This is a genomic window from Streptomyces griseiscabiei (assembly GCF_020010925.1).
GTDB classification, from domain to species: domain Bacteria; phylum Actinomycetota; class Actinomycetes; order Streptomycetales; family Streptomycetaceae; genus Streptomyces; species Streptomyces griseiscabiei.
This window is the reverse complement of the sequence record NZ_JAGJBZ010000004.1, coordinates 622,678-649,607: the sequence shown is the minus strand read 5'-3', so window position 1 is coordinate 649,607 and position 26,930 is coordinate 622,678. Positions and strand designations below refer to the sequence as shown.

Genomic DNA, 26,930 nt, shown 5'->3' with positions numbered 1-26,930 from the left:
GGAAGGGGCGCCGTGGCGTTCGGCCGGTCAGCTCACTCGGGTCAGCTTGGTGAGAAAGTCGGGCTCGGTGAGGTCCTGCTGGAGGGCGACGGGGACCTCCACGCCCTCGCCGGAGCCCTCGCCGACGATCAGCTTGCCGACCTCGGTGCCGGACTTCGCCTCGTGCGCGATGGTCGCGCTCGTGTCGAGTTCGACCTTGACGGTCTTGCCCGCCCAGCCGACCGCCGAGACGTTCTTCGTGACCACCACCGGGGTCCGTCCGCCGAGCCCGTCGTCCACGTATCCGACGACGTCGCCCTTCTTCAGGATCGTGTCGGAGGTCAGGGCGTCCTGGGCGGCGATCATCGCGGTCTTGCTGACCGCGTTGACCGTGTCGATGATCGGCGGGGTGTGCTGGCCGAGGATCGCACCGACGACGATCACCGTCTCGCCGCCGACCTCCTGGGTGCCCGCGAAGAGCAGGTTGCCGCCGGCGGCCGTGGTGGAGCCGGTCTTGATGCCGATGGCGTTGTTGTACGGGACGAGGGTGTTGTAGTTCCGGTGCTTCAGACCGGAGGGGTCCTTCCACTCGGGGAGCCTGGTGATGTCCGTCAGGGCCTTCATCTTCACCAGCGCGTTGCCGAGCTTGACCTGGTCCTCGGCGGTGGAGACGGTCGTCTCCTTCAGCCCGGACGGGTCGGTGTACGTCGTGTTCGTCATCCCGAGGTCCTTGGCGGCGGCGTTCATCTTCTTGACGAACTCCTCCTCCGAACCGTTGCTGTCCCAACGGGCCAGCAGCCGGGCGATGTTGTTCGCGGACGGGATCATGATGGCCGCGATCGCGTCGTACTGGGTGAGCTCGTCGCCCTCCTTGACGGTGTTGAGCGTGGACTCGCCGTCCTTGTCGTAACCGCCCTCGGTCTCCGCCTTCGCGTCGACGGGGATGGTCGCGCCCTTCGCGCCGGGCTTCATCGGGTGTTCCTTGAGGATGACGTACGCCGTCATCGCCTTGGCGACGGAGCCGATGGCCACGGGCTTCTGCTCGCCGAAGCTGTCCACGGTGCCGATGCCGTTGACGTCCATCCAGCCCTGGCCCTCGCCGGGCCACGGCAGGGTGACCTTCTCGCCCTTGAACGCGTACGACTCGTCGGCGGTCAGGGTGAGCGAGGGGGTGGGGAGCGGACGGAAGTTCTGTGCGATCGCGAATACGATGACGAGCAGGATCGCCAGCGGGGTCCAGATCTTGACCCGGCGGATGATCGTGCGCACCGGGGTCTGGCGCGGCGGGGGTGTGTTCGTCAGCTCCGCCAGCAGGTCCAGCGGCGGCTTCGGCGGCAGCGGCTGCTGTGTCGTCCGCTCCGGGCCCACCTGCGGGAGGGCCCGCGTCGCCTCCGCGGGGGCCGGGGCCGGGGGCCTGGGCGGGGCGGTCCTGTCCAGCGGCTTCAGGGCTACGAATTTGCTGGTGCGCTCAGCGGGGGGTGCGGCCTCGGCGGATGCCGCGGCCTCGGCTTCATCGGCGCCCTTGGCTCCGGCGACAGCCTCGGCCCGACCGGCAGCCTCGGCTCCGGCGCCGCGCTCGGCGCTGTCGGCGCCCTCGGACGTACCGGCACCCTCGGACGTACCGGCGCCCTCGGCTGCGGCGTCGGGCTCGGCTGCGGGCTTCGGGACGCTGCCCAGCTTGAGCATGGTGGTCGGCTGGTCGACCGCGGGCACCCGGGGCGCCCGGAAGATCGCGGTCGGCTGATCGACCCCCCGCCCCGCCTCGGCTCCGCCCTCGCCCTCGGACTCCCCACCCGCACCACCCGTGCGGCTTTCGTCGTCGCCCGCGGGCGGCCCCTGCGGGGCGCCCTCACCGTCGGCGGCCTCCGGCCCGTCACCTGCCGCTCCGGGCCGCCCGGCGTCGACACCACCGGCCTCGGGGGCCTTCGGCGCGGGGGCGGGGGCACCGGCGGAGCCGGCACCGGCAGAGGGCGCGGCGTCCCGGACATCGCCCCGCGCGGCGCCGGGAGCGTCGTCCTCGACATCGGCCGACGCGGCCTCGGCGGCTGCCTGCGCGGCATCGACCGGGGTCACCTCGGAAGCCACGGCGTCACGCGCACCGGGCCCAGCAGCCCCGGCCGCGGTGGCACCGGCGGAGGGGGCGGCATCTTCGACATCGGCCCGCGCAGCGCCGGGAGCCTCGTCCTGGACATCGGCCGACGTAGCCTCGGCAGCCGCCTGCGCGGCGTCGACCGGGGCGTCGGCCTCGGCCTCGGGGCTCGTGCCCTCTCCCGGGGTGGCGTCACCGGCCCCGGCCGTCGGCTTCGGGTCGGCCGCCTCGTCGCCGTCCGCGCTCCGCCCGTCCTCGTCCGCCCGTGCCTCCGGGGAGCCGTCCGAGCCCTCAGGGCCCCCGGCAGAGTCCGTGGGCTCCCCGGTCGAGCCCACGCCGCCACCCGACCCGGCGTCACGCGCGTCCATGCCCGAGCCCTCGGAGCCCTCGGAGCTCTCAGAGCCCTCAGAGCCCTCGGTCGGACCCGTGCCCTCACCGTCGGCCGTATCGGCACCCGTGCCACCGGCAGCCGCACCGCGCCCAGGCGCATCGTCGGCCGCCTCGGCTCGCGCCGGGACCTCAGCGGCGGCCGAAGCCCCGGCCTCAGTCGGCTCGCCCGTGCCCGAGTCCGCGCCCGTGCTGGAGTCCGAGTCCGAGCCCGTGCCACCCGGGTCCGTGCCCGTCCGGGGCTGCGTAGGGGCCGCCGGCTCGCGGGACGCGGAGGTGTCCGGCGTCGTGTCCTCCGGCTCCGTCCGGGCCGGCAGCGAGCGGCGGGTGAAGACCGCGGTCGCCTGGTCGGGCTTCGGGGCGGTGGGGCGGGACATCGAGAGGCGTGGGTCCGGAGCGGAGGGCCGGGCCGGGGCCGCGTCTCCGGGGTCCGGAACCGCCGGTTCGTTCCCCGACGTCGACTCCGTCGACGACTCGTACCGCTTCGACCTGTCGGGGGACGTGCCCGCCACCGATGCCTCCTCCCGCGCGCCGCCCGTCCAGGGAGCGCGCGCCCAACCGAACCGTGAATCCAGCGTCCGCGATCCGGAATCCGTGAAATCCCGCCGCCCCGGACACTAGTCACCGCCGCGCCACCGCGCCGCGCCGCTGTCCGAACCATGTACCAGTGTCCTGTGTGCGGGCTTAACCACTGCGGTAGACGAGAACGACATACCTACCGGTTCCACTACATTCCGGTCACGCACCCTCGACAGACCAATGTGAGAGGGGTCACCCTGTCTTTCATCCACGCGGGGAGGCATGGATGGGCAGGAGCCGCAGAACACTTCCGGAGGAGCTTCTGCTGCTGGCGTTGGACCCGGCCACGGGTACCACCGCACAGCCGCAGTCGCTCGACCTTGGTCTGGCCGGAGCGCAGCTAGTGGAGCTGGCGCTGGCCGGACGGATAGCCCCAGACGGGGATCGTATCGCCGTGGTGTCCCCACGGCCGACTGGAGATCCGACACTGGACTGCGCGTTGGAGTTGCTGCGAAGGCGTGGCGCTCCGGTGCGGGCGGTCCACTGGATAGGCGGGCCCCGTCTCGGGCTCCGCCAGATCTACCTCTCGCATCTGGAGCGGTGCGGCATGGTGCATGCCGTGGCGGGCCAGATGTGCGGAGTGCTGCCGACGACTCGCTACCAGGCGAGTCAGACCGAGATCAGCCGGGAGATCCGTGCCCGGTTGGACTCCGCGATCCGCACCGGCGTACCGCCGGACCCGCGGACCGCGGCGCTCGCCGCCCTGGCGCACGCGGTCGGCCTCGGCAAGCACCTGTATCCGGGGAACGAGGGACGCTCGTCCCGCTCCCGGCTGCGGGACCTGATCCGGCACGACCCCATGGGGGGCCTGGTGGCCCACGCCGTCATGGACGTGCAGAACGGCGTGGCCGCACAGCCGCGCCGCAGCCCGGCACCGACCGGCCGTCAGGCCGCCCCCGGCGCCAGGCCACCCGCACCGGAACCCGCACGCGGTGTTCCGATGCAGCCACGCCGCGGCTCGATGGCCCGCGTAGTGGCGCACTGAGCAGCGGCACGCGACGCGACGCACCGAAGCACGCGCCGACGCACCGAGGTGCGCGTGGGAGCCGGACCCCGGAGCCGCGGGTCCGCGCCCACCGCACCACGTGCGTCATGCGCGCCGCTCGCCCGCGCCGCGCCCGCACAGCTCGCACCGCCCGAACTACTCGCACCGCCCGCACCACTTGCACCTTGCACTTGCACCGCCGGCGCCGAACCGCCGCAGGGACCCCCAGGACCCGGTTCGGGAGCCGCCGGTTCGCGCGGGGCGTGTGCGGCCGTACGTACGGCCGCACACGCCCCGCGCGACCGCATGTTCGCCCCCGTCGGCGCACATGTCCGGCGGAGATCCCTCCACGGCGGAAAAACACCGGCGCGAACAGCGCGTGCGCAGCGCATATCCGCCGTTTTCCAGCGGTACCACGCACCTTGGTGGCAATCTGCTCAGCAGCAGATACGCAAAGCAGAGGCCCGCAGCCGGAGGTGCACGTCCCGTGGCGTCCAATGTCAATCCCACCGTCAGGCGACGCCGGTTGGGCCAGGAGCTGCGCAGGCTCCGCGAGCTCAAGGGCATGACCGCCGAGGAGGTCGCCGAGCGGCTGCTGGTCTCCCAGTCGAAGATCAGCCGCCTGGAGAACGGCCGGCGCAGCATCAGCCAGCGGGACGTCCGCGACCTCTGCGGCGTCTACGAGGTCGAGGACCAGCGTCTCGTCGACTCCCTGATGCAGATGGCCAAGGACTCGCGCCAGCAGGGCTGGTGGCACGCGTTCGGCGACGTCCCGTACAGCGTCTACATCGGTCTGGAGACGGACGCGGAGTCGCTGCGCGTCTACGACCCCCAGGTCGTCCCGGGGCTGCTGCAGAGCCGCGCGTACGCCGAGGCCATCATCCGGGGCGCGCTGCCGGAGACGTCGGCGACCGAGATCGACAAGCGTGTCGAGGTACGGATACGGCGCCAGGACCGCGTCACCACCGACAACAACCCGCTGCGGCTGTGGACGGTGCTGGACGAGGCCGCCCTGCGCCGGGTGGTGGGCTCCAAGTCGGTGATGCGCGAACAGCTGGAGCATCTCATCGAGTTGTCCGAGGTGCCCCATGTCACGGTGCAGGTCCTGCCGTTCGAGGTGGGCGCCCATCCGGGCATCAACGGCCAGTACGCCATCCTGGAGTTCGTCGACGCGGCCGATTCGAGCGTGGTGTACATCGAGGGCGTGACCAGCGATCTCTATCTGGAGAAACCGCACGACGTGCAGAAGTACACCGTCATGTACGAGCACCTGCGGGCGCAGGCCCTGAACGTGGAGCAGTCGCGGCAGTACATCGAGAACGTGGCGAAGGAGTACGCGCGCTGAGCGGCGGGAGCCCGGTGGCAGGAACGGTCACCCTGGACACTCCTGCAAAGCGAGGCGCCGGAAGATACACCCTCCACATACTTCAACGGAAGACCAATATGGAATATGCCACCCGCACGAGTGAATAGTCGCTTCGTCTGCCGATGCTGACGAGTAGCGTCGATCACGCCAAGAGGTCAGCAGTCTTGGCGCAATCCGCACCGCGGGTTCCGGGTGGAACGCGCGGTGCGGCGACAGCAAGTCAGCGACGAAACAGCACCGGAGCAGAAATGGCAATTCAGCAAGGCGCCACGGACGGGTGGGTCAAGTCCTCCTACTCCCAGGGGAACGGCGCTTGCGTCGAGATCAAGTCCCCCGTCCCGTCGGCCATGGCAGTCCGGGACTCCAAGGTCACCGACGGTCCGACCCTCGCGTTCCCCGCCGACACGTGGAACACCTTCGTCACCTCCGTCAAGGCCTGAGCCACCGTTCCGGCCCTCGACCGAGCGCCTGAACGACAACTCCACAAGCATCACCGACAGAGCCCTCTCGACCGGCCCGCCGTCCTGGCCGAGGGGGCTCGGCTTGTGCCCGCGGCGCCCCAAGCTCCGGCCCGGTCAGCGAAGTTCGGCCACATGACGGTCCGTGCCCGGGACCGTCGGGACGAAGGGCGCCAGCAACTCGACCCGGCCGAGGCCGCCTTCGCCGACCGCTTCCGGCAGACCGGCGAAGTGCGACTCCCAGCAGTCGCGGGGGTCCGCCTCCAGGAACCACAGGAGGGTGAGGCGGGTGTCGACGCCCTCGACCTGCTTCACGTACGACATCCGGTCCAGGGGCAGCGGGGTCGGCCGGAAGACGGTGACCATCGCGGACGGCGAGCCGGCGAGCCGCTTCGGGAGGTGACGGGCCCGCAGCCACTCCAGCAACTCCGCGCGCTCCTCGGGCCCTTCGGCGTCGATCACCTGGAGGACGAGGCCCGCGTACGGGTGGTCCAGGGCGTGGAAGTCACGGGGCCCGGCGGCGCCGTCGCGGTAGACGGTCGCCTCGTGGTCCTGGAAGGCCGTGAAGACATGCGTACGGTCCTGGTAGACGCGAGCGTCGCGATTCAGCCGTTTGTTGATGGCGACGGTCCAGCGCATGTGGTCGTCGTAGCGGCCGTCGGTGATCCAGTACGTGGAGAGATAGCAGCCCGCGGTGACCGGCTCGGCGATCGCCGACTTCTCGGGCGTCCGCAGGAGTTGGAGGTCGCGGGTGGCGACCCAGCGGCGGCCCGCGAACATCCAGGGCATGGCCATCGCGCCCGCGTAGTAGTGGTCGTCCTCGTACCAGCGGTTGTACGCGTACTCGTGCCCCGGGTGCGGCTCGACCATGGTGATCAGGGCATGGCCGGGGCGGACGCCGTACGGGCCGACGGCGGCCAGTTCGGCGTACGTGGCGCTGCGGGTGTCCTCACCCGTGCGGTCGCGGGCACGGTCGTACGCGCGGTCGCGGTCGCTCATGTGCTTCCCCTTCCGTCCACCTGCGGTCGCCCATACTCTGACGCTCCGTCAGATAATGCGCCAGAGCCGGGAGGTCCTCGATGTCCGCGATGCCACTGCTCGCCGGAAAGACCGTCGTCGTCTCGGGGGTCGGGGCCGGGCTCGGCCAGCGGGTCGCCGCGGCGGTCGTACGGGACGGCGGGAACGCCGTGCTGGGGGCGCGTACGGAGGCGAATCTCGCCAAGGCCGCGGCCGAGGTGGACCCGGACGGCGCGCACACGGCGTACCGGGCGACCGACATCACCGACGAGGCACAGTGCGCGGCGCTCGCGGCGCTCGCGCGGGAGCGGTTCGGGGGTGTGCACGCGGTGGTGCATGTCGCCGCCTGGGACAGCTACTTCGGGGGGCTGGAGGACGCCGACTTCACCACCTGGCAGGCGGTCCTCGACGTGAACCTGCTGGGCACCCTGCGGATGACCCGGGCCTGTCTGCCCGGTCTGCGGGCGGCGGGCGGCGGCTCGGTCGTCATCATCGGTACCCAGTCGTCGGTGGCCGCGCCCTCGCAGGTGCGGCAGGCGGCGTACGCGGCGTCCAAGGGCGCGCTGACGAGCGCGATGTACTCGCTGGCCCGGGAGCTGGGGCCGGACCGGATCCGGGTCAACACCGTGCTGCCGGGCTGGATGTGGGGGCCGCCCGTGGAGGCGTACGTACGCTTCGCGGCGCACGGTGAGGGCGTGCCCGAGGCGGAGGTGCTGGCGCGGCTCACCGAGCGGATGGCGCTGCCGGAGCTGGCCACGGACGGGGACGTGGCGGACGCGGCGGTGTTCCTGGCGTCCGACCGCGCACGGGCGATCACCGGCCAGTCGCTGCTCGTCAACGCCGGGGAACTGATGCGCTGACCTCGGCCTCGTCACACAGAGCCCTGAAGGGAGGGTGATCCTTTCCGGCCACTCGCCATTCATGTACATGAACCGAGGTCATCGCTCGGAACTTCTTTGCCCCCTCTTGACCTTCCCCTTCCTTGCCGTGGGCATGCCGTCGAATCCAGAGTTCACATGCCTGACCATGCACATGACCGACTCTGGCGGCGGACCCTGGAAGGGGGCCCATGAACAGTCTCGACTGGGCCGTGCTCATCGGCTACTTCGGTGTGATGGTCGCCATCGGCGTCTGGTCGCACAAGCGCGTGGACAACGTCAGTGACTTCTTCACCGCCGGCGGCAAGATGCCCTGGTGGCTCTCCGGTATCTCGCACCACATGTCGGGCTACAGCGCGGTGATGTTCACCGGCTACGCCGGCATCGCCTACACCTACGGCGTCACCTCCTTCGTGACCTGGTCGTTCCCGATCGCGCTCGGCATCGCCATCGGCTCCAAGCTGTTCGCGCCGCGTATCAACCGGCTGCGCTCACGGCTGCATGTGGCCTCCCCGCTCGAATATCTGAAGAACCGTTACAACCTGGGCACCCAGCAGGCGTTGGCCTGGTCCGGGATGCTGCTGAAGATCGTGGACGTCGGCGCGAAGTGGGCCGCGATCGCGACCCTGCTGTCGGTGTTCACGGGCGTCTCCCTGAACCAGGGCATCCTGATCACCGGCTCGATCACCGCCGTCTACTGCACGATCGGCGGCCTCTGGGCGGACGCGCTCACGGAGTTGGGCCAGTTTGTCATCCAACTCCTCGCTGGCATCGCGATGTTCATCGCCGTGGTCGCGAAACTGGGTGACTACGGCGGCTTCTTCGGCGTCTGGGACCGCCCGGAGCTGAAGGGCCACGCCGAACCGCTGGTCGGCCCCTACGGCACGGTCTTCCTGCTCGCCTTCCTCTTCATCAAGCTCTTCGAGTACAACGGCGGCATGCTCAACCAGGCCCAGCGCTACATGGCCACGGCGACCCCGCACGAGGCCGAGCGCTCCGCCCGGCTGTCGGCGGCCCTGTGGCTGGTCTGGCCGCTGGTGCTGTTCTTCCCGATGTGGATGTCACCGCTGCTGGTGACGTCGGAGAAGGGCGACGGCTCCGACTCGTACGCCCTGATGACCGAACAGCTGCTGCCGCACGGGCTGCTGGGCCTCGTCATCGTCGGCTTCTTCTCCCACACGATGGCCATGTGCTCCTCCGACGCCAACGCCATCGCCGCCGTCTTCACCCGGGACTGCGCGCCGGTGATCTGGCGCCGGGCGCGGACGTGGAGCGAGGGGCAGGGGCTGCGGGTCGCCCGGATCACGACGGTCGTCTTCCTCGGCCTGTCGATGGCGGCGGCGACCCAGGTCAACTCGCCCGCCTTCAAGGACATCATCACCGTCGTCATCAAGTGGGTCGCCGGGCTGATGGGCCCGATGGCCATCCCGATGATGCTGGGCCTGCTGCGGCCGTTCCGCCGCTCCGGTCCGACGGCGGCGCTCACCAGCTGGGCGTGCGGGCTGTTCGCCTTCTGGCTGGTGAACTACCCGATCGACTGGAGCCTGGAGGACGGGGTGCCGCTCCAGTACCAGGTGTCCATCCCGTTGGCGGTCTCGCTCGTCCTCTACATCCTCATCGGCTTCGTCAAGCCCGAGGACACGCCCGAGCGGCTCGCCATCATCGAGCAGATCAACTCGGACGGCGACGGGGACGGCAAGGGCGGTGCCGGGGCCGCGGCGGCGGTGCCGGCCCAGGAGGACCAGAAGAACGCGGCCCGGCCCAGCGGGGTCTAGGGCCTGCGTCTTCAAATTCCCGCCTGCCCCGCGACGCCATGCACGCTCCCCCACTCTCGGCTTCGCTCGACCGGGAGGTACCCCCACGACGCCGCGGGGCCGCCCTTCGGGCGACGACGGGAATGTGAAGACAGGCCCTAGAGGGCCCGCTCCGGCGACGACGGGGTCCGCTCGTCCGTGCCGAGCCCGCGAGGGCCGTTCCCGGGAGGTGACCGGGGGCGGCCCTCGCGGGCTGCCGGGGGGCGGTCCCGGTGGTCAGGCGAGGTGGGTGGTGATGGCGCGGGCGCAGATCAGGGGCTCGGTGCGGGTGGTGTCGACTTCGAGGTCGTAGCGGACGCCCTCGTGGACGAGGTCGGCCTGGGCGGCGGCCATGCCCGGGACCCGGTCGCCCCGGGCGATCTCGCGGCCGGCGGCGACGGCGCTGTCGCAGCGGACGCCCACCCAGAGCACGTCCACACCGTCGAGCAGCTTCTCCCAGCGCCGCTGGGACGCGGCTCCGCCGAGGAAGACGTCGTCGACGACGATCCGGGCGCCCGCCCGGGCCATCGCCACGACGCCCTGCGCCCAGGCCTGTTCGAGGGCGCGGAAGTCCGCTCCGATGCTGACCTCGCCGTCGGCGGAGATCCCGATGCCGTCGTCCGCCCGCTGCATCCTCGCGGGCATCGCCTCGGTGAGGGTGTCCACCCCGAACGCCAGCCACTGGTCCGGCAGTTCGGCCTGCAGGCACCGTACGATCGCGGACTTGCCCGCGCTGGAACCGCCGTTGAGGATGATCATCTGAGTGGCCACCGGACCACGGTAGGGCGCGCCGCGCCCGACCGGAAACCGTTTCCGCTACGGCTCAGGTGCCGTCCGGCGCTCGCACCATGAACACGTCCACCGGGTCCTCGGACTCCAGCCGGAAGCCATGGCGTTCGTAGAGGCGTCGGGCGGGGCTGCCGCGGAGGACGTTCAGGCGGACGGGGACGCCGGTGGGGGCGTGGCGGGTGAGGAGGTCGTGGAGTACGGCGGTGCCGATGCCGGTGCCCTGGAGGTGGGGGGCGACGTAGAAGTGCTCCAGCCAGTGGGCGTCCGGGGCCGGGCGGAGCGCCACACAGCCGGCGAAGGCGCCGCCGACCTCGATGATCCAGGTGTGGGACGGGTCGAAGGCGTCGCGGAGGCGCCGGCGGACGCGGTCGGGGTCGTAGCGGCCGAGGCGTTCGAGGTCGGGGCGCATGACCACGGCGCGCAGCTCGGCGACGGGCTCGGCGTCCGCCGCCGACGCCGGACGTGTGTTCCAGTCAGCCATGCCCCTCACGCTATCCGGCGTCCGGACCGTGCCCCGCTGCCGGAGGGTCAGGCGCGCGGGTAGCGGGTGAGCCAGCCCGGGACCGCTCCGCCGGGGGCGTGGAGGGACGGGCCCTGGGTCATCTCCAGGGCGAAGTCGTCGGCGAGGACGAGGATCGTGGGGCGGCCCTCCAGCTCCGCCAGCCAGGCGGGGGGCAGGGCGGTCTCGCCGTGGAGGGCGCCGAGGAGGCCGCCCGTCAGGGCACCGGACGCCCCCGAGGGCCCCCCGTGGTTGACGGCGAGGCACAGACCGTGGCGTACGTCCTCGCCGACCAGGGTGCAGTACACGGCGACGGCCAGTACCCCGGCGGCACAGCCGTCGCCGGCCAGCTGCTCGACCGCGGTGGGCGTCGGTGGGCCCTGGCGCACGGCGGCGAGGGCCTGCTGGAGGGCGTCGGCGACCTGCTGGTGGCCGGGGCGGGCGGCCAGCAGGACCAGGGTCTTCTGCACGGCCGCGTCCAGGCTCTCGCCGCGCGCGAGGGCGTGCACGATGACGGCGTACGAGCCGGCGGCCAGATACGCGGTGGGGTCGCCGTGGGTCTGGGCCGCGCACTCGACGGCCAGCTGGAAGACCAGCTGGGGTTCCCAGCCGACCAGCAGACCGAACGGCGCGGAGCGGGCGGCGGCCTCGGCGCCGGACGCGCCGGGGTTCTTGGGGGCGTCGAGGGTGCCCATGGTCCCGTCGGCGAAGCCGAGGAGGCAGATGAGGGAGGGGTCGCGGCGCGCGTAGAGCCACTCCTCACGGGCGAGCCAGCCGTCGTCCTTGCGGCGTTCGTCGGGGCCCCAGTCTCGCTGGGTCGCGGCCCAGCGCAGATACGCGCGGTGCAGATCGGTCGGCGGGTGCCAGGCGCCGGTGTCGCGGCGGACCTGGGCGCGGATCAGACCGTCGACGGTGAACAGGGTGAGCTGGGTGAGGTCGGTGATCGCGCCGCGTCTGCCGTACGCGGAGGCCAGATCGGTCAGCCACTCCGGGCCGTACGCCTCGCCGATCTGCGCCAGGGTGAGCTGGTCGACCGGCGCGCCCAGCGCGTCGCCGACGGCCGCGCCCAGCAGCGTCCCGCGCACCCGGCTGCGGAAGTCCTGCTGCTCGACCCGCCCCCAGACGGCACCGGCTGTCGCACCCACCCCGGCCTCCTCATGGCCCCTATCGACCCGTACGTCCATACGTCCGTACATCCGTACGCCCGTACGGCTCGACAGTCCAGCACTGTAATCGAACAGGAACGGTCCGTTCAGGGCTCTTGGTGAGCGTTAAACGTCTCTTAGGACACACCCGACCGGGCCGCTCGACCACCGGACGAACAGATCTGAACAGACGGCGTACCAAAGTCCAACTTTCGAAGAAACCGTGCGCCCGCGCAACAGCCAAGGCGGGTCAGTTCACTCCGGACGGTCCGGTCGCGTCGTGGTCGCGCGGGCGGCCCGGTCGTGCACGGCCGTGATCAGCGGGTCGTCGGGGCGGAGCGTGCGCGCCCGCACCGCGTCGGCCAACGCCCGTTCCGGGTCGCCGAGTTCGAGGTGGAGGGCGGCTCGGTGGCGCAGGGCCCAGGCGTAGTCGGGGAGCAGCGCGAGCGCGGCGTCGAGGTCGGTGCGGGCCTCGTCCAGGCGGCCCAGCCCGAGGTGGGTGGCGCCCCGGCTGGCGTACGCGGAGGCGTACAGGGGATCGAGGGCGAGGGCCCGGTCGTAGTCGGCGAGGGCCTCCTCGTCGCGGCCGGCGGCGCGCAGGGCGTCACCGCGTTCGCAGCGGGCCCAGGGGGCGTCGGGGTCGAGGGCGACGGCGTGGTGCAGATCGGCCAGCTGCCGCTGGTGCTCGCCCCGGGAGCGCCGTACGCGCGCCCGGCGCACCAGCGCCCAGACGTACTCCCCGTCCAGCTCCAGGGCGCGGTCCAGGTCCGCGAGGGCCTCGTCGAGGCGGCCCAGCGCGTGCCGGGCGGCGCCCCGGGAGGCCCAGGTCGATCGGCGTACGGGGTCCAGGGCGACCGCCCGGTCGAGGTCGGCGACAGCCGCGTCGGGGTCGCCGAGGAGGCGGTGGTAGTCGCCGCGCAGGACGAGGGTGGTGGGGTCGTCGGGGGCGAGCGCGTCGGCCCGGTCGAGATCGGCCACGGCGGCGGCGTGGTCCCCGGTGTGCGCCCGCGCGACGGCCCGGCCCTGCCAGGCCGTGGCCGACCCGGGGTCGAGGGCGAGCGCCCGGTCGTACTCGGTCACCGCCCGCTCGTGCGCCCCGTCCCGGTGCAGCGCGCGCCCGCGCAGGGCGTGCGCGTACGCCTCCCGGGGGGTGTCGAGGCCGGCCCGGAGCAGCAGCGCGCCGAGCGCGTCGTGGACACCGCCCCGCTCCAGCGCGGTCAGCAGGTCCCGGCCCCAGCGGGCCGCGTCCGCGTCGTCGGTGTCCTGCCCCGCCTGTGCGAGGGCCTCGGCACACCGCCGGGCCACGGCCACGCCCTGCCCGCACGCCTCCACGGCGTCCCGCAAGACCTCGGTGAGCGCCCCGCGCTCCCCCGCGCACAGCCGGTGGTACATCTCGGCCAGCCGCAGCTCACGCCACCGTGCCGCGCTCCACGGCTCCTCCCCCGCCGGCCCGGCTCCGACCTCCGCCCGCCATCCCGCGAACGTCTCCGCCAGGCCCCGGTGCCGCTCGCGCCAGCCCCGCGGCGACCGCATCCGCTGCAAGCGCACCATCGGCGCCCGCACGACCTCGTGGAACACGACCCGGTCGCCGCGGTCGGCGACGAAGGGCAGGGCGCGCAGCCAGGCGAACAGCGCGTCGGTGCCCGCCTCCGGCCCGGCTTCGCCTCCGGCTCCCGTCACGGCCGCCCGGAACACCTCCGCGTCCAGCCAGCGGGGCAGGGCGCAGGTGAGGGCGGCGGCCCGGCGTACCGGGTCCTCTTCCCAGCGCAGGAAGCGTTCCACGGCGGTGGCGCTCGCGTCGCCCGCGTCGGCGAGGTCGTCGAGGCCGGCGGGGCGGGCCTCGGCGAGGGTGGAGACGAGGACGGGCAACCCGCCGGTGAGCCGCAGGACTTCATCGACGACGGGCTCGGCGAGGACGCCCTTGGCCGCGAGGAGGCCGCGTGACTCGGCCTCGGTGAAGGGCCGCAGGGGAAGGTCGAGGACGAAGTCGGTGAGGCCGCCCCAGCGGGTGGCGTCGCGGGGGCGCTGCCCGGCGGTCACGAGGATCAGATTGCCGGGGAGGGGGTCGTGGCGGTCGCCGGAGACGATGTCGTGGAGCCAGGGGTCGAGGAAGGCGCCGGTCCGCTCGTAGGTGTCGAAGAGAAGGACCAGCCAGGGCACTTCGGCGGCGGCCCCGCTCAGCTCCTCCAACAGCGCGGGGGTGAGCGCGAGTTCGGGGTCGAGCAGCAGTCCGGCGTCCTCGTGGCCGCGCGGCCGTACGCCGCGTCCCGTACGCAGACGGTCCGCCTGGCGGGCCAGTTGGGCCGGGTCGACGGCACCGGCGAAGGGGCCGACCACCGGTACGAGGCCGAGCGCGACGAGGGTCGCGCGGGCGGCGGCCATGCTCGCGGCGGAGGGCTCGGCGACGACTCCGCCGGCGCCTCCCGGCGGCCCGGGCTCCCCCGCGCCTCCCGCCTCCCCCTCGGGCAGTGCCACGGCGGCGGCCAGCTCCGCCTCGTACCGGCGCTCGCGGTGGACGGTGAGCAGGCGTTCCAGTTCCTTGAACCGCCGCCCCTGCCGGGCGAACCGGTCGGCGACCACGGCCATGGCCTCCGGCACGCTGCCGACGCCGTCGTCGACGTACGCGGTGAGGGCTCCGTGTTCCTGGGCGATCTGCTCCAACTCCCGCACCAGGAAGGTCTTTCCGATACCCGCGTTGCCGTGGACGTGGAAGAGGAAGCGGCGCCGCTCGTCCTCGATGGGAAGGTCGAAGTTGGCCCGGAACGCCGCGCGTTCGGCGTTCCGGCCGATGAAGCCCTGGCGGGTGCGCCGCCGGATCAGCTCCCGCATCGTGGGAATCGGCGGCTGCGCCCGTCCCATGCGTACCCCTCCGGCCTGTCTCGGTCGCCAGATCTCTCCACGGTTTTCCGCCACCCGCGGCTTCCATTGTGATCCAACGCGCCGAAAAACACCTGGGGATGATCGGGGACCCGCACACATAGTGGGACCATGGCTGAATCCCAGACCCCCCGCGGCTCACTCCTGCCCCTGGCCTCGACCCTGCTCGTCGGCACGGTCGCCCTGTACATGGCGCTCGTGGCGTTCGGCAACATCACCGACTTCGGCACGAACCAGCAGTTCGTCCGCCATGTCCTCGCGATGGACACCACGTTCAAGGACGAGGATCTGATGTGGCGGGCCATCGAGTCGAAGGGCGTCCAGGACGCGGCGTACGTCCTGATCATCGCCTGGGAGACCGTCGCGGCCCTCGTCCTGATCGCGGCCACGTACTTCTGGGCCCGCGCCCTCGGCCACCGCGCCTTCCACACGGCCCGCCGCTACAGCACCCTCGGCCTCCTCATGGTCCTCCTCCTCTTCGGCGCCGGCTTCATGGCCATCGGCGGCGAGTACTTCGTCATGTGGCAGTCCGGCGACTGGAACGGCCTCGACGCCGCCCTCCGGGTGTTCCTGCTGAGCGGAGTGGTGCTGCTGGTCACGTACCTGCCGACGAACGACCGGGCGGTCGACTGAGCGACCGCCCGCGCGTTGTCCGGCCGGCGGCCCGCGCTGCCCACACGCCTGCCGCCGAGCTCACTCCAGTACCGGCAGCAGCTCCGGCAGGTGGCCGTCCGAGACGGCCGCCGCCCGCTGTCGTTCCTCCGGGACCTCGCCGTAGAGGGTGGTGCGGGGGCGGGCGGGGCGGCCCGCCGTGTCGGCCACGGCGATCAGGTCCTTGACCGACTTGTAGGAGCCGTAGGAGGAGCCCGCCATACGGGAGATGGTCTCCTCCATGAGGGTGCCGCCCAGGTCGTTCGCGCCGGAGCGGAGCATCTCGGCGGCTCCCTCGGTGCCCAGTTTGACCCAGCTGGTCTGGATGTTGGGGATGTGGGGGTGGAGGAGGAGGCGGGCCATGGCGGTGACCGCGCGGTTGTCGCGCATGGTCGGGCCGGGGCGGGAGATGCCGGCCAGGTAGACCGGGGCGTTGGTGTGGATGAAGGGGAGGGTCACGAACTCCGTGAAGCCGCCCGTCTGTTGCTGGATGCGGGCCAGCGTGCGGAGGTGGCCGAGCCAGTGGCGGGGCTGGTCGACGTGGCCGTACATCATGGTCGAGGAGGAACGGATGCCCAGTTCGTGGGCGGTGGAGATGACCTCGATCCAGGTGGCGGTGGGGAGCTTGCCCTTGGTGAGGACCCAGCGGACCTCGTCGTCGAGGATCTCCGCCGCCGTGCCGGGGACGGAGTCGAGGCCCGCCTCCTTCGCGGCCGTCAGCCACTCGCGGATCGACATCCCGGTGCGGGTCGCGCCGTTGACCACCTCCATCGGGGAGAAGGCGTGGACGTGCATCCCGGGGACACGGGTCTTCACGGCCTTCGCGATGTCGAAGTAGGCCGTGCCCGGCAGGTCCGGATGGATGCCGCCCTGCATACAGACCTCGACCGCGCCGAGGTCCCAGGCCTGCTGCGCCCGGTCGGCGACCTGGTCGAGGGAGAGCGTGTACGCGTCGGCGTCGGTGCGGCGCTGCGCGAAGGCGCAGAAGCGGCAGCCGGTGTAGCAGACGTTGGTGAAGTTGATGTTGCGGGTGACGATGTACGTGACGTCGTCGCCGACTGCCGACTTCCGGACGTCGTCCGCGATGCGGGTGAGGGCGTCCAGCGCCGGGCCGTCCGCGTGCAGCAGGGCGAGCGCCTCGGCGTCCGTCAGCTTCGTGGGGTCGTCGGCCGCCGTCGCCAGGGCCGTACGGACGTCCGTGTCGATGCGCTGCGGCGCCATCCCCGGAGCCGCCGCCTCCCGCAGGGCGCCCCAGTCGCCGTAGACGGAGTCGAAGTCGTCGCGGCGGTCTGACGTACGGCCCTCGGTGTCGATCGTGGTGTGCAGATCCGTACGGCCGGTGGAGACGAAGACCTCCTCGGGCTCCTGCCACGGGTGGCCCTCGACGACCGCGTCCGGGCGGGCGAGGCCGGTCTCCGGGTCGGCCAGCGCCCGTACGTGCGGGAGCAGGCGCGGGTCGAGCCAGGGCTCGCCGCGCGAGACGAACTCCGGGTAGACGCAGAGGCGTTCGCGCAGTTCGAAGCCGGCGGCGCGGGAGCGCTCGGTGAGTTCCTCGATCTGCGGCCAGGGGCGCTCGGGGTTGACGTGGTCGATGGTGAGCGGGGAGACCCCGCCCCAGTCGTCGATGCCGGCGCCGATCAGCCGCTCGTACTCGCTGTCGACGAGGTTCGGCGGGGCCTGGATGCAGCCCGCCGGGCCCATGAGGAGCCGGGCGACGGCGACGGTGGCGACCAGTTCGTCCAGTTCCGCGTCGGGCATGCCGCGCATCGCGGTGTCCGGCTTGGCGCGGAAGTTCTGGATGATCAGCTCCTGGACGCCGTGGTAGGCGCGGGAGACCTTGCGGAGCGCGAAGAGGGATTCGGCGCGCTCCTCGTACGTCTCGCCGATGCCGATGAGGACGCCCGAGGTGAAGGGGACGGACGAGCGCCCCGCGTCCTCCAGGACACGCAGGCGCACCGCCGGTTCCTTGTCGGGGGAGCCGTGGTGGGGGCCGCCCGGCTCGGACCACAGCCGGGTCGCGGTCGTCTCCAGCATCATGCCCATGGAGGGCGCGACGGGCTTGAGCCGCTGGAAGTCCGTCCACGACATCACACCCGGGTTGAGGTGCGGGAGCAGGCCCGTCTCCTCCAGGATGCGGATGGAGATGGCCCGGACGTACGCGATCGTGTCGTCGTAGCCGTGCGCGTCGAGCCACTCGCGCGCCTCCGGCCAGCGGTCCTCCGGCTTGTCGCCGAGGGTGATCAGCGCTTCCTTGCAGCCGAGGGCGGCACCCTTGCGGGCCACGTCCAGCACCTCGTCCGGCGACATGAACATCCCGTGGCCGGCCCGGCGCAGCTTGCCCGGCACGGTGACGAAGGTGCAGTAGTGGCACTTGTCCCGGCAGAGCCGGGTGAGCGGGATGAACACGCTCTTCGAGTACGTGATGACGCCGGGCCGGCCGGCCGCCTCCAGGCCCGCGTTCCGCACCCGGGCCGCCGACGCGGACAGGTCCTCCAGGGCCGCGCCGCGCGCCTGCAGCAGCACGGCCGCCTCGGTCACGTCCAGCGCGACGCCGTCACGGGCCCGTTTGAGCGCGCGCCGCATCGCGTTCTCGGTCGGGCCGGTGGAGCCGTCGGGGCCGGTGGGTCCGTTTCCAGAGGTCGCGGAAGTCGTCATTCGTCGAGCATACGAGCGACTTGGCTCCGCCGGTGGAGGGGGCGCCTCATAGCTCGGGGCTGCGGGTTTCATCGGCGGGTGCGGGTGCGTGGGGCTTCTCGCGCGGTTCCCCGCGCCCCTGAGAAGCAGGGGCCGCGCCCCGTGCTTCTCGGGACCGCCGCCGGTCGTCCTTCAGACCCGTCGGCGGTCGCCCTCCAGGCCCACCGACGAACCCCGCACCCCGCACCATCAGGCACCCTCCCCCAGGAACGCCTCGAACTCGTCCAGCATCCCCAGCACCTCTCCCTCGCCCGCCGGAGGCAGCTGCAGTACGACCTCCTCGACGCCCAGCTCGGCGTAGTACGCCAGCTTCCCCGCGCTCGGCAGCACCGCGTACGGCACCACCCGCAACCCCCCGGGATCGCGCCCCGCGTCGGCCCACACCTGCCGCAGCACCGGCAGCGCCTCCCCGAGCCCCCGGCCCCCGATCGGCAGCCATCCGTCCGCGTACTCGGCGATGTGGGCGAACAGCTTCGGCCCCGCGGCGCCGCCGATCAGCGTGCGCGGCCCGACCACCGGCCCACGCGCCTTCCGCACCGGCTTGGGGTACGCGGAACTCGCCCGTACGCTCCCGAACTCCCCCTCGTACGCCGTCGGTTCCTCCGCCCACAGCGCCCGCATCAGCGCCATGCGGTCGCGCACCAGCTCCCGCCGGGTGCGCCACTCCACCCCGTGGTCGGCGGCCTCCTCCACGTTCCAGCCGTAGCCGAGCCCGAGGGTGAGACGGCCGCCGGAGAGGTGGTCGACGGTGGCGATCTGCTTCGCCAGGTCGATCGGGTCGTGCTGCGCGACCAGTGTGATCCCGGTGCCGAGCCCCAGCCGCTCGGTGACGGCGGCTGCCTGGCCGAGCGCCACGAAGGGGTCGAGGGTGCGGCCGTACTCGCGCGGCAGCTCGCCGCCCGCCGGGTACGGGGTCGTCCGCTCGACGGGGATGTGCGTGTGCTCGGGGAGGTAGAGCCCCGCGAAACCGCGTTGCTCCAGCTCGCGGGCGAGCCGGGTCGGGGTGATCGTCTCGTCGGTGAGGAAGATCGTCACGGAGATGCGCATGTGTCATCTCTAGCGGCTCGGGACAAGGATGTCCATACCGACCGGTCGGCCCGGTGTCGTCAGCCGTGCTCGGTGCCCTGGGGTGCCGTGGTCGCCAGAAGGGCGCGCTTCGCCAGGGTGCCGGTGCGGGACAGGGTGCCGAGGCGGTGGACGAGGACCCAGCGGCCGTCGTCGTACGCGGCGGCCACGACGGACGAGGCACGGGTGGCGCCGTCGTGCCAGCGGAGCGAGGGGCCCCGCTGCCAGGAGGGCGCCGGTTCGCCGAACCGGCGGTCCACGAGCAGGGCGACCACGAGATCCGCCAGCGTCCGGCTGCCGGACCACAGTCCGCCGGCCGGCAGGATCGCCCCGGTCATCGTCCACAGCGGACGCGGCCTGCCGAACAGGTCGCGCGGCACGAGGCGCCGCTCCTCCGGCGGGCTCCCCGTCATCGACCCCGCCGCCAGCCCGAGCGGCAACAGGACGTGGGTGTCCACGAGTTCCTGGTACGAGCGTCCCGTGACACTCGTGAGCGCGAGCCCGAGCACGGCGTACCCGAGGTTGGAGTACTCCTCCTCTCCCGGCCGTCCGGTCCGCAGCCGGTACACATCGCGCAACTGCTCCCGCAGGGCCGTCTCCGTGAAACCGGCGTACGGGTCGTCCGGGAAGCCGGGGGTCCCGGCGGACGCGTGGGACAGCCGGGGCAGGCGAGGCAGGCCCGAGGTGTGCTCGGCGAGATGCCGGAGGGTGATGCCGGTGCCGCGCGGCACGTCGTCGAGGCACTCCTCCAGCGGGGTGTCGAAGCCGACCCCTCCCCCCGCCTCCAACCGGGCCAGGACGGTCCCCGTGACCACCTTCGTGAGGGAGCCGATCTCCACGAACCGGTCCGCGTCGTGGCCGTGGGCCACCCGGTCGCTGATCCCGGCTCCGCCCAGCCGGCAGATCGGTGTCCGCATGTTTCTGTGTCTCCTGCATCTCCCGCTCGGGCGGGGTCGGATGGATGAAGAAGCGTAGGTGTAGCGGGCTGCACCATCGATCCGGGAGGCCGGTCCCTCGTGACGCAGGGCGGGTGAGGAGATCGTGGTCGTCAGAGATCGCGCAGCCCACGCCTCCCACCGGAAGGTCCACCTCATGCCCGCCAACCGCCCCCGCCGCCGCCGTACCGCCGCCCTCGGCACCGGCCTCGCCGCCCTCGTCCTCTCCGCGGGGCTGCTCACCGGCTGCGAGTTCGGTGACTCGCTGGACTGTGTCTCGAACGCGGACACGATCGCCGAGAGTCTCCGGGACATCCACCGGGCCGGGCTGGAGGCGGCGAACGATCCCGCCCGGACCGGCGAGTCCGTCGACACCATCGAGAAGAACCTCGACGAGATCAGCGGCCGGGCGGCCGACGACGACAGCGAGGTCGACAAGGCGGTGGACGATCTCACCACGGCCGTCAGGGACTACAACCGGTCGGTCCTGAACGGCGACACCGACCCCGACACCAGCCGTATCGACACGGCGGCCGACGAACTCACCGACGTCTGCACTCCGTGACGCACCGGACGACGTCCGCACGCCGTAAGGAAAACCGGCGATTTCCCTCCCTTGTCCCCCAGTTCACCACCGCATAGGAAGGTGGCACGCACCACCTCCGCACCACGCATCACCCACGCCATGTCACTCACGGCCGACCTGGGGAGCAGCAGCATGTGCGACGACCATCACGGGGACGGGAACGGACTGGGAAGGCGCGCGCTGTTCGTGACGTCGGCGGCGGCCGCGCTTACGTTGGGAGGCGTGACCTTTGGGACGAGCGGCGCCGAGGCCGCGCACGGTGACCAGGAGACGAGGGCGATCCGGGGGACGCTTCCCCCCGGCTCCCCCGACTTCGTGTATCTGCCGGTCGAAGTTCCGTCCGGTGTACGGGAGTTGAAGGTCTCGTACAGCTACGACAGACCGGCCGTCCCGGCCGGCACGATGGGCAACGCACTCGACATCGGTGTCTTCGACGAGCGTGGCACGGAACTCGGCGGCAAGGGCTTCCGGGGCTGGTCGGGCGGCGCGCGCACGGAGTTCTTCATCCGCGCGGACGAGGCGACCCCGGGGTACATCCCGGGCCCGGTCCGCCCCGGCACCTGGCACATCGCGCTGGGCCCGTACACGGTGGCCCCGGACGGGCTGCCGTACGAGATCACGATCACCCTCACCTACGGCCGGCCGGCCACGGCGGTGGCCCCCGTCTACCCTCCGGAGCGGGCCGAGGGGCGGGGCCGGGCCTGGTACCGGGGCGACTGCCATCTGCACTCCTGGTACTCCGACGGCCGCCGCACCCTCGGCGAACTGGCGGCGCTGGCCCGCGCGGCGGGGCTGGACTTCATCAACAGCTCGGAGCACAACACCCAGTCCGCGCACGCCCATTGGGCCGAGCACGCCGGTGACGACCTGCTGATCATGCTGGGCGAGGAGGTCACCACCCGCAACGGCCATGTCGTGGCGCTCGGGGTCGACCCGGGGACCTTCGTCGACTGGCGGTACCGGGCGCGGGACAACCGGTTCGGCCGGTACGCGCGGCAGATCCGGCGCGCCGGGGGCCTGGTCGTCCCGGCGCATCCGCACGCCACCTGCATCGGCTGCAACTGGAAGTTCGGCTTCGGCGAGGCGGACGCGGTGGAGGTGTGGAACGGCGCGTACTCGCCGGAGGACGAGGTGGCGCTCGCCGACTGGGACGGCATGCTCGTCGCCGCCGTGCGCGAGGGCCGCCAGGACTGGATCCCGGCGATGGGCAACAGCGACGCGCACCGCGACCCCGATCCCGTGGGCCGCCCCCAGACGGTCGTCCTCGCCGACGACCTGACCCGGGAGGCCATCCAGGAAGGCCTGCGGGCGGGCCGCTCGTACGTCGCCGAGTCCAAGGACGTGTCGGTGGCGTTCACGGCGTCCGGGGCGCGGGGCGAGCACGCGGGCATCGGGGAGCGGCTGACGGTGGACGCGGACGCGCCGGTCACCGTCCGGCTGGAGGCGACGGGTGCCGCCGGCTGCACCATCCGCTTCGTCACCGACCAGGGCGCCCTGTTCACCTCGGCCGAGATCCCGGCGTCCGGCGACGGCTCCGGCTCGGCCCAGTGGCGTACGACGGCCTCGTACGCGGCGTACGTCCGCGCCGAGGTCCGCCGGCCGCCGATCGTGCCGGGCTTCCCGGGCCCGCTCGCGGCCTTCACCAACCCGATCTTCCTCGGGCGGCGATAGCAGCCACCAGGAAGTCCGGGGAGAACCCGCGTACGAAACACCTGTGTTGGGCCTTAGGTTTGGCTCGACACAGTACGTGCGTCTGTATGTGTGACGACGCATCTGCATGGCCAAGGAGACGGCGCCCATGACCGACAACGCGACCACGCCCGACCCGGTGGCTCCGACGGCGAAGGAGAAGGTCGACACTTCGGTGCCCGCCTCCGCCCGCATCTGGAACTACTGGCTGGGCGGCAAGGACAACTACGCCGTGGACGAGGCGGCCGGCGACGCGTACGCCGGCGCCTTCCCCGGCATCGTCACCATCGCCCGCAGCAGCCGCGCGTATCTGCGGCGCAGCATCCGGCATCTGGTGGAGGTGGAGGGCGTCCGGCAGTTCCTGGACGTCGGCACCGGGCTGCCCACGGCCGACAACACCCACCAGGTCGCCCAGCGCAGCGCGCCGGAGGCCCGGATCGTCTACGTCGACAACGACCCGATGGTCCTCGCCCACGCCCGCGCGCTGCTCTACTCCGCCCCGGAGGGCGCCACCGCGTACATCGACGCCAGCCTCTACGACCCGGAGCGCATCCTGGAGGCCGCGGCGGCGACGCTGGACCTGTCCCGGCCGACCGCGCTGATCCTCAGCGGCATCCTCGGGCATGTCGCCGAGTACGAGGAGGCGCGGGACATCGTCCGCCGTCTGCTCGCCGGTCTCCCGTCCGGCAGCTACCTCAACATCAACGAGGGCTCCCGGGGCACCGACCCGGACTACGAGCGGGCCCAGGACGCCTACAACGAGACCGGCGCCGTCCCGTACTTCCTCCGCCCCATCGACCAGATCACCGGCTACTTCGACGGCCTCGACCTGGTCGACCCCGGCATCGTCTCCGTACCGCTGTGGCGCCCGGAGGCCACGGACGCGGACGCGGGCGCGCCGAAGCCGATCGGGCAGCACGGAGGGCTGGGCAGGAAGCCGTAGGACAGGAAGCCGTAGGGCACGTGGACGGGGCGCGCGGCCGGGACCCTCAGCGGGTGCCGGCCGCGCCGCCGTCCGCGAGGTCGGCCACGACCGCCATGTGGTCGGAGGGCCATACACCGCCGACGGGGGCGTCCCCCGCCCTGCGGACGGCGCGTACATGACCGAGTCCGCCGGGGCCCGGCGGCCCGACGTGGATGTAGTCGATCCGCACGCGCGGGCCGAACGACTCGGCGACATACGGGTTCGCGGGGTCCCAGGTGGCGGCGGGCGCGCCCGGTTCGGCGTACTCCCAGGCATCGAGGAAGACCTGCCCGAGGACGGCGGGCGCGGTCCGGTAGCCGCCGAAGAGCCGGACCTCGTCGGAGTCGGGCCAGGCGTTGAAGTCGCCGGTGATCACGGGCGGGTGGGTGCTCCTGTCCCGGTGGCGGGCGACGAGCGCGGCCAGTTCGGTGACCTGGCGGCAGCGCAGCGCGGAGGCGTCCATCTCGGAGCTGAGGTGGGTCGTGAAGAAGGGGACGGGCGCGCCGGGGGCGTCGAGAAGGGCGTAGAGGGCACCGCGCGTGGTGCCGCCGTCCGCCGCGGGCAGTCCGACGGCCTCCCGCTCCAGCACGGGCCACCGGCTCAGCACGGCGGTCCCGACCCCGACGGACGGGTCACCGATCCGGCGCCGCCAGCGCCCGGTGTCGCCGTACTCGCCCCAGGCCCAGTGCATGCCCAGCTCGGCGGCGAGCCACCCGGCGAGGTTCTCCCCGCCGTGCTCCCCGGCGTCCCCGTGCTCCCCGCCGTCCCGCTCCCAGACCTCCTGCAACCCGACCACGTCGGGCCGCAGTTCACGCAGCACGGCAAGGATCGCCTTCTGCCGCTCCTGCCACGGTCCGAACCGCCACCACAGGTTCCATGTCACGACCCGCACCGGCCGACCACCGCCCTCACCCCGTACCCGATCCTGTAACCCGTACCTCCCGTATCTCCCACACCCCGAGGGGAACCAAGCCGATGTCCCACGACACGGATCGCAAACAGCGCGTCGTCACGGCCTTCCAGCGCCATGTCGCCAACCCTGTCCTCCGCCGGCTCCCCCTCCAGACCGTCCTGGAGACCACCGGCCGCACTTCCGGCCTGCCCCGCCGCACCCCCATCGGCGGACGCCGGGTCGGCGACACGTTCTGGCTGGTCTCGGAGTACGGCGAGAAGTCCCAGTACGTCCGCAACATCAAGGCGAACCCGTCGGTCCGCGTCCGCGTCCGGGGCCGCTGGCACGAGGGCACGGCCCGCCTCCTCCCCGACGACGACCCGGTCGCCCGGCTGCGCACCCTGCCCCGTATGAACAGCGCGGCGGTCCGGCTCCTGGGCTCACGGCTGCTGACGGTACGAGTGGACCTGCGCGGGTCCGGGCGAGCCGCGGACTGAGCCCGTGCCGGAGCCCGGTCAGCTCTCCTCGGGCTCCGGCTCGAACGTGAAGTAGACGCTCAGGGTGCAGGGCTCGTCCTCGTCGTGCGCGAAGTCCCAGGAGACGTCGACCAGGAAGACATCGTGCTCCGCCACCCACTCCTGGGCCTTGCGGAAGGCGTCCGCGGCCGTGACGGCCGGGAACAGCTTCCTGGCCATGGGGTGCACCTGGGTCTCGGCGTCGGAGTCGTCGAAGCCTCTCGGAACGCTCAGACAGAGGTCCGGATCGGGAGCGGAAGCGGGGGCGGGGGCGGGGGCGGAAGCGGGATCGCGTTGCATGGACTGCGCCCTTCGGTCGGTGACGTCCGGTAGGACCGCCGCGTCCCCGGGAGGGGTTGCCTCAGCCGGCGCGCTTGCACAGCTCCTCGATGAAGTCCCGTACGGCGTCGGGGTCGCGGAGGGTCGGGAAGTGGTCGGCGGTCGGGAGCCGGACGAGGTGGCAGTCGGGGAGGCGGGCGGCGATCGCCTCGTTGCAGCGGACGACCTCCGGCTGGTCCTGCTCGCCGAGGAGGAGGGCCGCGGGGAGGCCGAGTTCACCGAGGCGGTCGAAGGCGGGCGGTGCCGGGGTGTCGTGGCCGTACGTCGTGAACCAGGCGGGGATCGCCGCCCGCAGCGCCGCCTCGGCCTCGGTGTCGGGGGACGGGCCCGCCGCGCCCCACACGCCCAGCGCGAGCGCCACCAGGCCGTCCATGTCACCCTCCTTGGCGAGTTGCCCGATCCGCTCCGTGAACTCCGCCGACTCCAGGCCCGGGTAACCGCTGACCCCCGGTACGAGCAGCCCGAGCGCCGCCACCCGCGCGGGCTCCTCCAGGGCGAAACTGATCGCGGTCGAGCCGCCCATGCTCGACCCGACGACCACCGCGCGGGCCACGCCGAAGTGGTCCAGGACCGCCCGGAGGTCGCTCGTCTGCGTGTACGACGTACCCGGCCGCGGTGACTTGCCGAAGCCGCGCGCGTCGTACCGGATCACCCGGTGCCGGGCCTCCAGGCCGCCCGACACCACCCGGTCCCAGACCCGCGAGTCCCCGACGCCCGGGTGGAGCAGCACGAGGGGAGGCGCGAGGGGAGATCCGTCCGCTCCGGCTCCCGTGCCCGTGTCCTCCGCCCAGACCTCGCCGCCCTCGACCCTCACCATGCACTCCATGCGCTCCATGGCGATGACTCTGCCCGCCCCGCCGAGACGGCGAAAGGGGCCGAATCGGTCAGAACGCCGATGGCCGACACGCCACGAACACGAACTCCCGCCCCGGGCGGTCAGGGGCGTCCCGTACGTCCTCCAGCTCGTATCCGTGCGCGAGAAGATCCGCCTCGATCTCCTCGCGCTCGCGGAATCTGAGGGTGGAGTCGGAGGTGAGCGCGGTGCCTCCGCCCTCGAAGGCGCAGTGCCAACGGAAGGTCACCAGTTGGGCGGCGACCTCGATCAGCTCCACCCAGCTCTCCACCGTGCCGCACCCCGGCACCCCGGTGGTGACCGTGTACGAGTCCTCGCGGTTCCACGCCTCCCAGGCTCGCGCGGCCGGGTCGCGGGTCTCGAAGACCAGGTGGCCGCCCGGCCGCAGGGCCTCGTGGGCGGCGGTGAGGGTCCGCCGCCAGACCGCCGGGTCCACGATCGCCTGCGCCACGTTGGCCGTCATCGTGACGAGGTCGGTCCGGAGCGGAGGGAGCGGGGCGAGGGCCGTCGCGTCGCCGTGGATCCAGCGGACCCGGTCCGCGCCCGGCTTGGCCCGCGCGACATCGAGGGACGCGCCGGCCGGGTCGAGCCCGACGACCTCCACCCCGCGCTCCGCCAGCAGCAGCGCGAACACGCCCGTACCGCAGCCGATGTCCAGCACGCTCCGCGCGCCGAACTCCTCCGCGAGCGCGAGGTAGGCGTCCAGGTCGCCGCGGTCGGGGTCGAGCGGGTCGTACAGCTCGGCCAGCCGCCGGTCACGGAAGATCTCGTCAGCCATGCGGTTCACGGTAGGGGCGGGGGCGTCCACTCCAACAGCCCGTCCCCGCACCAGAATTCAGGCGACACGGCACGAATGGTCTGAAACCCTGTGCGTCGACGACCTGCCTACCGATCACCGGCTGCCGA

At 72.5% G+C, this 26,930-nt stretch carries 23 protein-coding genes; 10 read left to right on the top strand and 13 right to left on the bottom strand.

Annotation, left to right across the window (positions count from 1 at the left end):
• Positions 1–27: 27 nt before the first annotated feature.
• Positions 28–2,967, bottom strand: a complete 2,940-nt coding sequence (locus tag J8M51_RS42390) for a D-alanyl-D-alanine carboxypeptidase (protein ID WP_409003421.1) — start codon at positions 2,965–2,967, stop codon at positions 28–30.
• Between the two features lie 293 nt (positions 2,968–3,260).
• Between J8M51_RS42390 and J8M51_RS42380 the strand changes: the two genes are divergently transcribed.
• The 3 genes from J8M51_RS42380 (at position 3,261) to J8M51_RS42370 (ending at position 5,825) form a co-directional block, all read left to right on the top strand.
• Complete coding sequence (locus J8M51_RS42380) at positions 3,261–4,019, top strand: GOLPH3/VPS74 family protein (RefSeq protein ID WP_059084037.1); 759 nt, start codon at positions 3,261–3,263, stop codon at positions 4,017–4,019.
• 487 nt (positions 4,020–4,506) lie between these two features.
• Positions 4,507–5,364 carry a helix-turn-helix domain-containing protein gene (locus tag J8M51_RS42375; RefSeq protein WP_086760709.1) on the top strand — a complete coding sequence of 286 codons (858 nt, stop codon included), beginning with the start codon at positions 4,507–4,509 and terminating at the stop codon, positions 5,362–5,364.
• Positions 5,365–5,633: 269 nt separating this feature from the next.
• Positions 5,634–5,825, top strand: a complete 192-nt coding sequence (locus tag J8M51_RS42370) for a DUF397 domain-containing protein (RefSeq protein WP_086760707.1) — start codon at positions 5,634–5,636, stop codon at positions 5,823–5,825.
• Positions 5,826–5,960: 135 nt separating this feature from the next.
• Here J8M51_RS42370 and J8M51_RS42365 read toward each other — a convergent pair whose 3' ends face one another.
• Positions 5,961–6,842 carry a hypothetical protein gene (locus J8M51_RS42365; RefSeq protein WP_086760705.1) on the bottom strand — a complete coding sequence of 294 codons (882 nt, stop codon included), beginning with the start codon at positions 6,840–6,842 and terminating at the stop codon, positions 5,961–5,963.
• 89 nt (positions 6,843–6,931) lie between these two features.
• On the opposite strand from J8M51_RS42365, the gene J8M51_RS42360 reads away from it, so the two are divergent.
• A complete protein-coding gene (locus J8M51_RS42360) occupies positions 6,932–7,720 on the top strand; it encodes an SDR family oxidoreductase (protein ID WP_086760711.1) in 789 nt (262 codons plus the stop codon).
• Between the two features lie 209 nt (positions 7,721–7,929).
• The gene (locus J8M51_RS42355) at positions 7,930–9,513 is read left to right on the top strand and encodes a sodium:solute symporter family protein (RefSeq protein ID WP_086760702.1); all 1,584 of its coding nucleotides are present in this window, start codon (positions 7,930–7,932) and stop codon (positions 9,511–9,513) included.
• A gap of 255 nt (positions 9,514–9,768) precedes the next feature.
• On the opposite strand, the gene cpt is transcribed toward J8M51_RS42355, so the two are convergent.
• The 4 genes from cpt to J8M51_RS42335 form a co-directional block, all read right to left on the bottom strand.
• The gene (cpt, locus tag J8M51_RS42350; protein ID WP_086763781.1) at positions 9,769–10,302 is read right to left on the bottom strand and encodes a chloramphenicol phosphotransferase CPT; all 534 of its coding nucleotides are present in this window, start codon (positions 10,300–10,302) and stop codon (positions 9,769–9,771) included.
• Positions 10,303–10,354: 52 nt separating this feature from the next.
• Complete coding sequence (locus J8M51_RS42345; protein ID WP_267300018.1) at positions 10,355–10,801, bottom strand: GNAT family N-acetyltransferase; 447 nt, start codon at positions 10,799–10,801, stop codon at positions 10,355–10,357.
• Between the two features lie 47 nt (positions 10,802–10,848).
• Positions 10,849–11,964: an ADP-ribosylglycohydrolase family protein gene (locus tag J8M51_RS42340; protein ID WP_086763808.1), complete on the bottom strand. Its 1,116-nt coding sequence runs from the start codon at positions 11,962–11,964 to the stop codon at positions 10,849–10,851.
• A gap of 255 nt (positions 11,965–12,219) precedes the next feature.
• A complete protein-coding gene (locus tag J8M51_RS42335; protein ID WP_086763810.1) occupies positions 12,220–14,823 on the bottom strand; it encodes a tetratricopeptide repeat protein in 2,604 nt (867 codons plus the stop codon).
• 129 nt (positions 14,824–14,952) lie between these two features.
• Here J8M51_RS42335 and J8M51_RS42330 point away from each other — a divergent pair, with 129 nt between their 5' ends.
• Positions 14,953–15,474, top strand: coding sequence for a DUF2165 domain-containing protein (locus tag J8M51_RS42330; protein ID WP_086763812.1), 522 nt, complete (start codon positions 14,953–14,955; stop codon positions 15,472–15,474).
• Positions 15,475–15,534: 60 nt separating this feature from the next.
• Here J8M51_RS42330 and J8M51_RS42325 read toward each other — a convergent pair whose 3' ends face one another.
• From J8M51_RS42325 to J8M51_RS42315, 3 genes are all read right to left on the bottom strand, one after another.
• On the bottom strand, positions 15,535–18,147 hold the full coding sequence (locus J8M51_RS42325; protein ID WP_086763814.1) for a bifunctional FO biosynthesis protein CofGH: 2,613 nt from the start codon (positions 18,145–18,147) through the stop codon (positions 15,535–15,537).
• Between the two features lie 228 nt (positions 18,148–18,375).
• Complete coding sequence (locus J8M51_RS42320; protein WP_086764223.1) at positions 18,376–19,233, bottom strand: LLM class F420-dependent oxidoreductase; 858 nt, start codon at positions 19,231–19,233, stop codon at positions 18,376–18,378.
• A gap of 59 nt (positions 19,234–19,292) precedes the next feature.
• Complete coding sequence (locus J8M51_RS42315) at positions 19,293–20,168, bottom strand: serine hydrolase domain-containing protein (RefSeq protein WP_267300017.1); 876 nt, start codon at positions 20,166–20,168, stop codon at positions 19,293–19,295.
• Between the two features lie 175 nt (positions 20,169–20,343).
• Between J8M51_RS42315 and J8M51_RS42310 the strand changes: the two genes are divergently transcribed.
• The 3 genes from J8M51_RS42310 (at position 20,344) to J8M51_RS42300 (ending at position 23,404) form a co-directional block, all read left to right on the top strand.
• Entirely contained in the window at positions 20,344–20,751 is a 408-nt protein-coding gene (locus J8M51_RS42310) for a hypothetical protein (RefSeq protein WP_267300016.1), read from the top strand.
• 153 nt (positions 20,752–20,904) lie between these two features.
• Complete coding sequence (locus J8M51_RS42305; RefSeq protein WP_086761413.1) at positions 20,905–22,443, top strand: CehA/McbA family metallohydrolase; 1,539 nt, start codon at positions 20,905–20,907, stop codon at positions 22,441–22,443.
• Between the two features lie 127 nt (positions 22,444–22,570).
• Positions 22,571–23,404 carry an SAM-dependent methyltransferase gene (locus tag J8M51_RS42300; RefSeq protein WP_086761407.1) on the top strand — a complete coding sequence of 278 codons (834 nt, stop codon included), beginning with the start codon at positions 22,571–22,573 and terminating at the stop codon, positions 23,402–23,404.
• 46 nt (positions 23,405–23,450) lie between these two features.
• Here the strand turns inward: J8M51_RS42300 and J8M51_RS42295 are convergent, their stop codons facing one another.
• On the bottom strand, positions 23,451–24,317 hold the full coding sequence (locus J8M51_RS42295; protein ID WP_086761409.1) for an endonuclease/exonuclease/phosphatase family protein: 867 nt from the start codon (positions 24,315–24,317) through the stop codon (positions 23,451–23,453).
• 83 nt (positions 24,318–24,400) lie between these two features.
• Here J8M51_RS42295 and J8M51_RS42290 point away from each other — a divergent pair, with 83 nt between their 5' ends.
• A complete protein-coding gene (locus tag J8M51_RS42290) occupies positions 24,401–24,814 on the top strand; it encodes a nitroreductase/quinone reductase family protein (protein WP_086761411.1) in 414 nt (137 codons plus the stop codon).
• A gap of 18 nt (positions 24,815–24,832) precedes the next feature.
• Here J8M51_RS42290 and J8M51_RS42285 read toward each other — a convergent pair whose 3' ends face one another.
• From J8M51_RS42285 to J8M51_RS42275, 3 genes are all read right to left on the bottom strand, one after another.
• Positions 24,833–25,132 carry a hypothetical protein gene (locus J8M51_RS42285; protein WP_267300015.1) on the bottom strand — a complete coding sequence of 100 codons (300 nt, stop codon included), beginning with the start codon at positions 25,130–25,132 and terminating at the stop codon, positions 24,833–24,835.
• A 61-nt stretch (positions 25,133–25,193) separates the two neighbouring features.
• A complete protein-coding gene (locus J8M51_RS42280; RefSeq protein ID WP_267300014.1) occupies positions 25,194–26,006 on the bottom strand; it encodes an alpha/beta fold hydrolase in 813 nt (270 codons plus the stop codon).
• 49 nt (positions 26,007–26,055) lie between these two features.
• Positions 26,056–26,802 (bottom strand): class I SAM-dependent methyltransferase, encoded by a 747-nt coding sequence (locus J8M51_RS42275; RefSeq protein WP_216591011.1) that lies wholly within the window; start codon positions 26,800–26,802, stop codon positions 26,056–26,058.
• Positions 26,803–26,930 lie beyond the last annotated feature (128 nt).

Bases quoted from the DNA above. Each gene is read 5' to 3' on its own strand.
- J8M51_RS42380 (WP_059084037.1), top strand. From the start codon at position 3,261: ATGGGCAGGAGCCGCAGAACACTTCCGGAGGAGCTTCTGCTGCTGGCG.
- J8M51_RS42370 (WP_086760707.1), top strand. From the start codon at position 5,634: ATGGCAATTCAGCAAGGCGCCACGGACGGGTGGGTCAAGTCCTCCTAC.
- J8M51_RS42365 (WP_086760705.1), bottom strand. From the start codon at position 6,842: ATGAGCGACCGCGACCGCGCGTACGACCGTGCCCGCGACCGCACGGGT.
- J8M51_RS42360 (WP_086760711.1), top strand. From the start codon at position 6,932: ATGCCACTGCTCGCCGGAAAGACCGTCGTCGTCTCGGGGGTCGGGGCC.
- J8M51_RS42355 (WP_086760702.1), top strand. From the start codon at position 7,930: ATGAACAGTCTCGACTGGGCCGTGCTCATCGGCTACTTCGGTGTGATG.
- J8M51_RS42345 (WP_267300018.1), bottom strand. From the start codon at position 10,801: ATGGCTGACTGGAACACACGTCCGGCGTCGGCGGCGGACGCCGAGCCC.
- J8M51_RS42335 (WP_086763810.1), bottom strand. From the start codon at position 14,823: ATGGGACGGGCGCAGCCGCCGATTCCCACGATGCGGGAGCTGATCCGG.
- J8M51_RS42330 (WP_086763812.1), top strand. From the start codon at position 14,953: ATGGCTGAATCCCAGACCCCCCGCGGCTCACTCCTGCCCCTGGCCTCG.
- J8M51_RS42325 (WP_086763814.1), bottom strand. From the start codon at position 18,147: ATGACGACTTCCGCGACCTCTGGAAACGGACCCACCGGCCCCGACGGC.
- J8M51_RS42320 (WP_086764223.1), bottom strand. From the start codon at position 19,233: ATGCGCATCTCCGTGACGATCTTCCTCACCGACGAGACGATCACCCCG.
- J8M51_RS42315 (WP_267300017.1), bottom strand. From the start codon at position 20,168: ATGCGGACACCGATCTGCCGGCTGGGCGGAGCCGGGATCAGCGACCGG.
- J8M51_RS42310 (WP_267300016.1), top strand. From the start codon at position 20,344: ATGCCCGCCAACCGCCCCCGCCGCCGCCGTACCGCCGCCCTCGGCACC.
- J8M51_RS42305 (WP_086761413.1), top strand. From the start codon at position 20,905: ATGTGCGACGACCATCACGGGGACGGGAACGGACTGGGAAGGCGCGCG.
- J8M51_RS42300 (WP_086761407.1), top strand. From the start codon at position 22,571: ATGACCGACAACGCGACCACGCCCGACCCGGTGGCTCCGACGGCGAAG.
- J8M51_RS42290 (WP_086761411.1), top strand. From the start codon at position 24,401: ATGTCCCACGACACGGATCGCAAACAGCGCGTCGTCACGGCCTTCCAG.
- J8M51_RS42285 (WP_267300015.1), bottom strand. From the start codon at position 25,132: ATGCAACGCGATCCCGCTTCCGCCCCCGCCCCCGCCCCCGCTTCCGCT.
- J8M51_RS42280 (WP_267300014.1), bottom strand. From the start codon at position 26,006: ATGGAGCGCATGGAGTGCATGGTGAGGGTCGAGGGCGGCGAGGTCTGG.
- J8M51_RS42275 (WP_216591011.1), bottom strand. From the start codon at position 26,802: ATGGCTGACGAGATCTTCCGTGACCGGCGGCTGGCCGAGCTGTACGAC.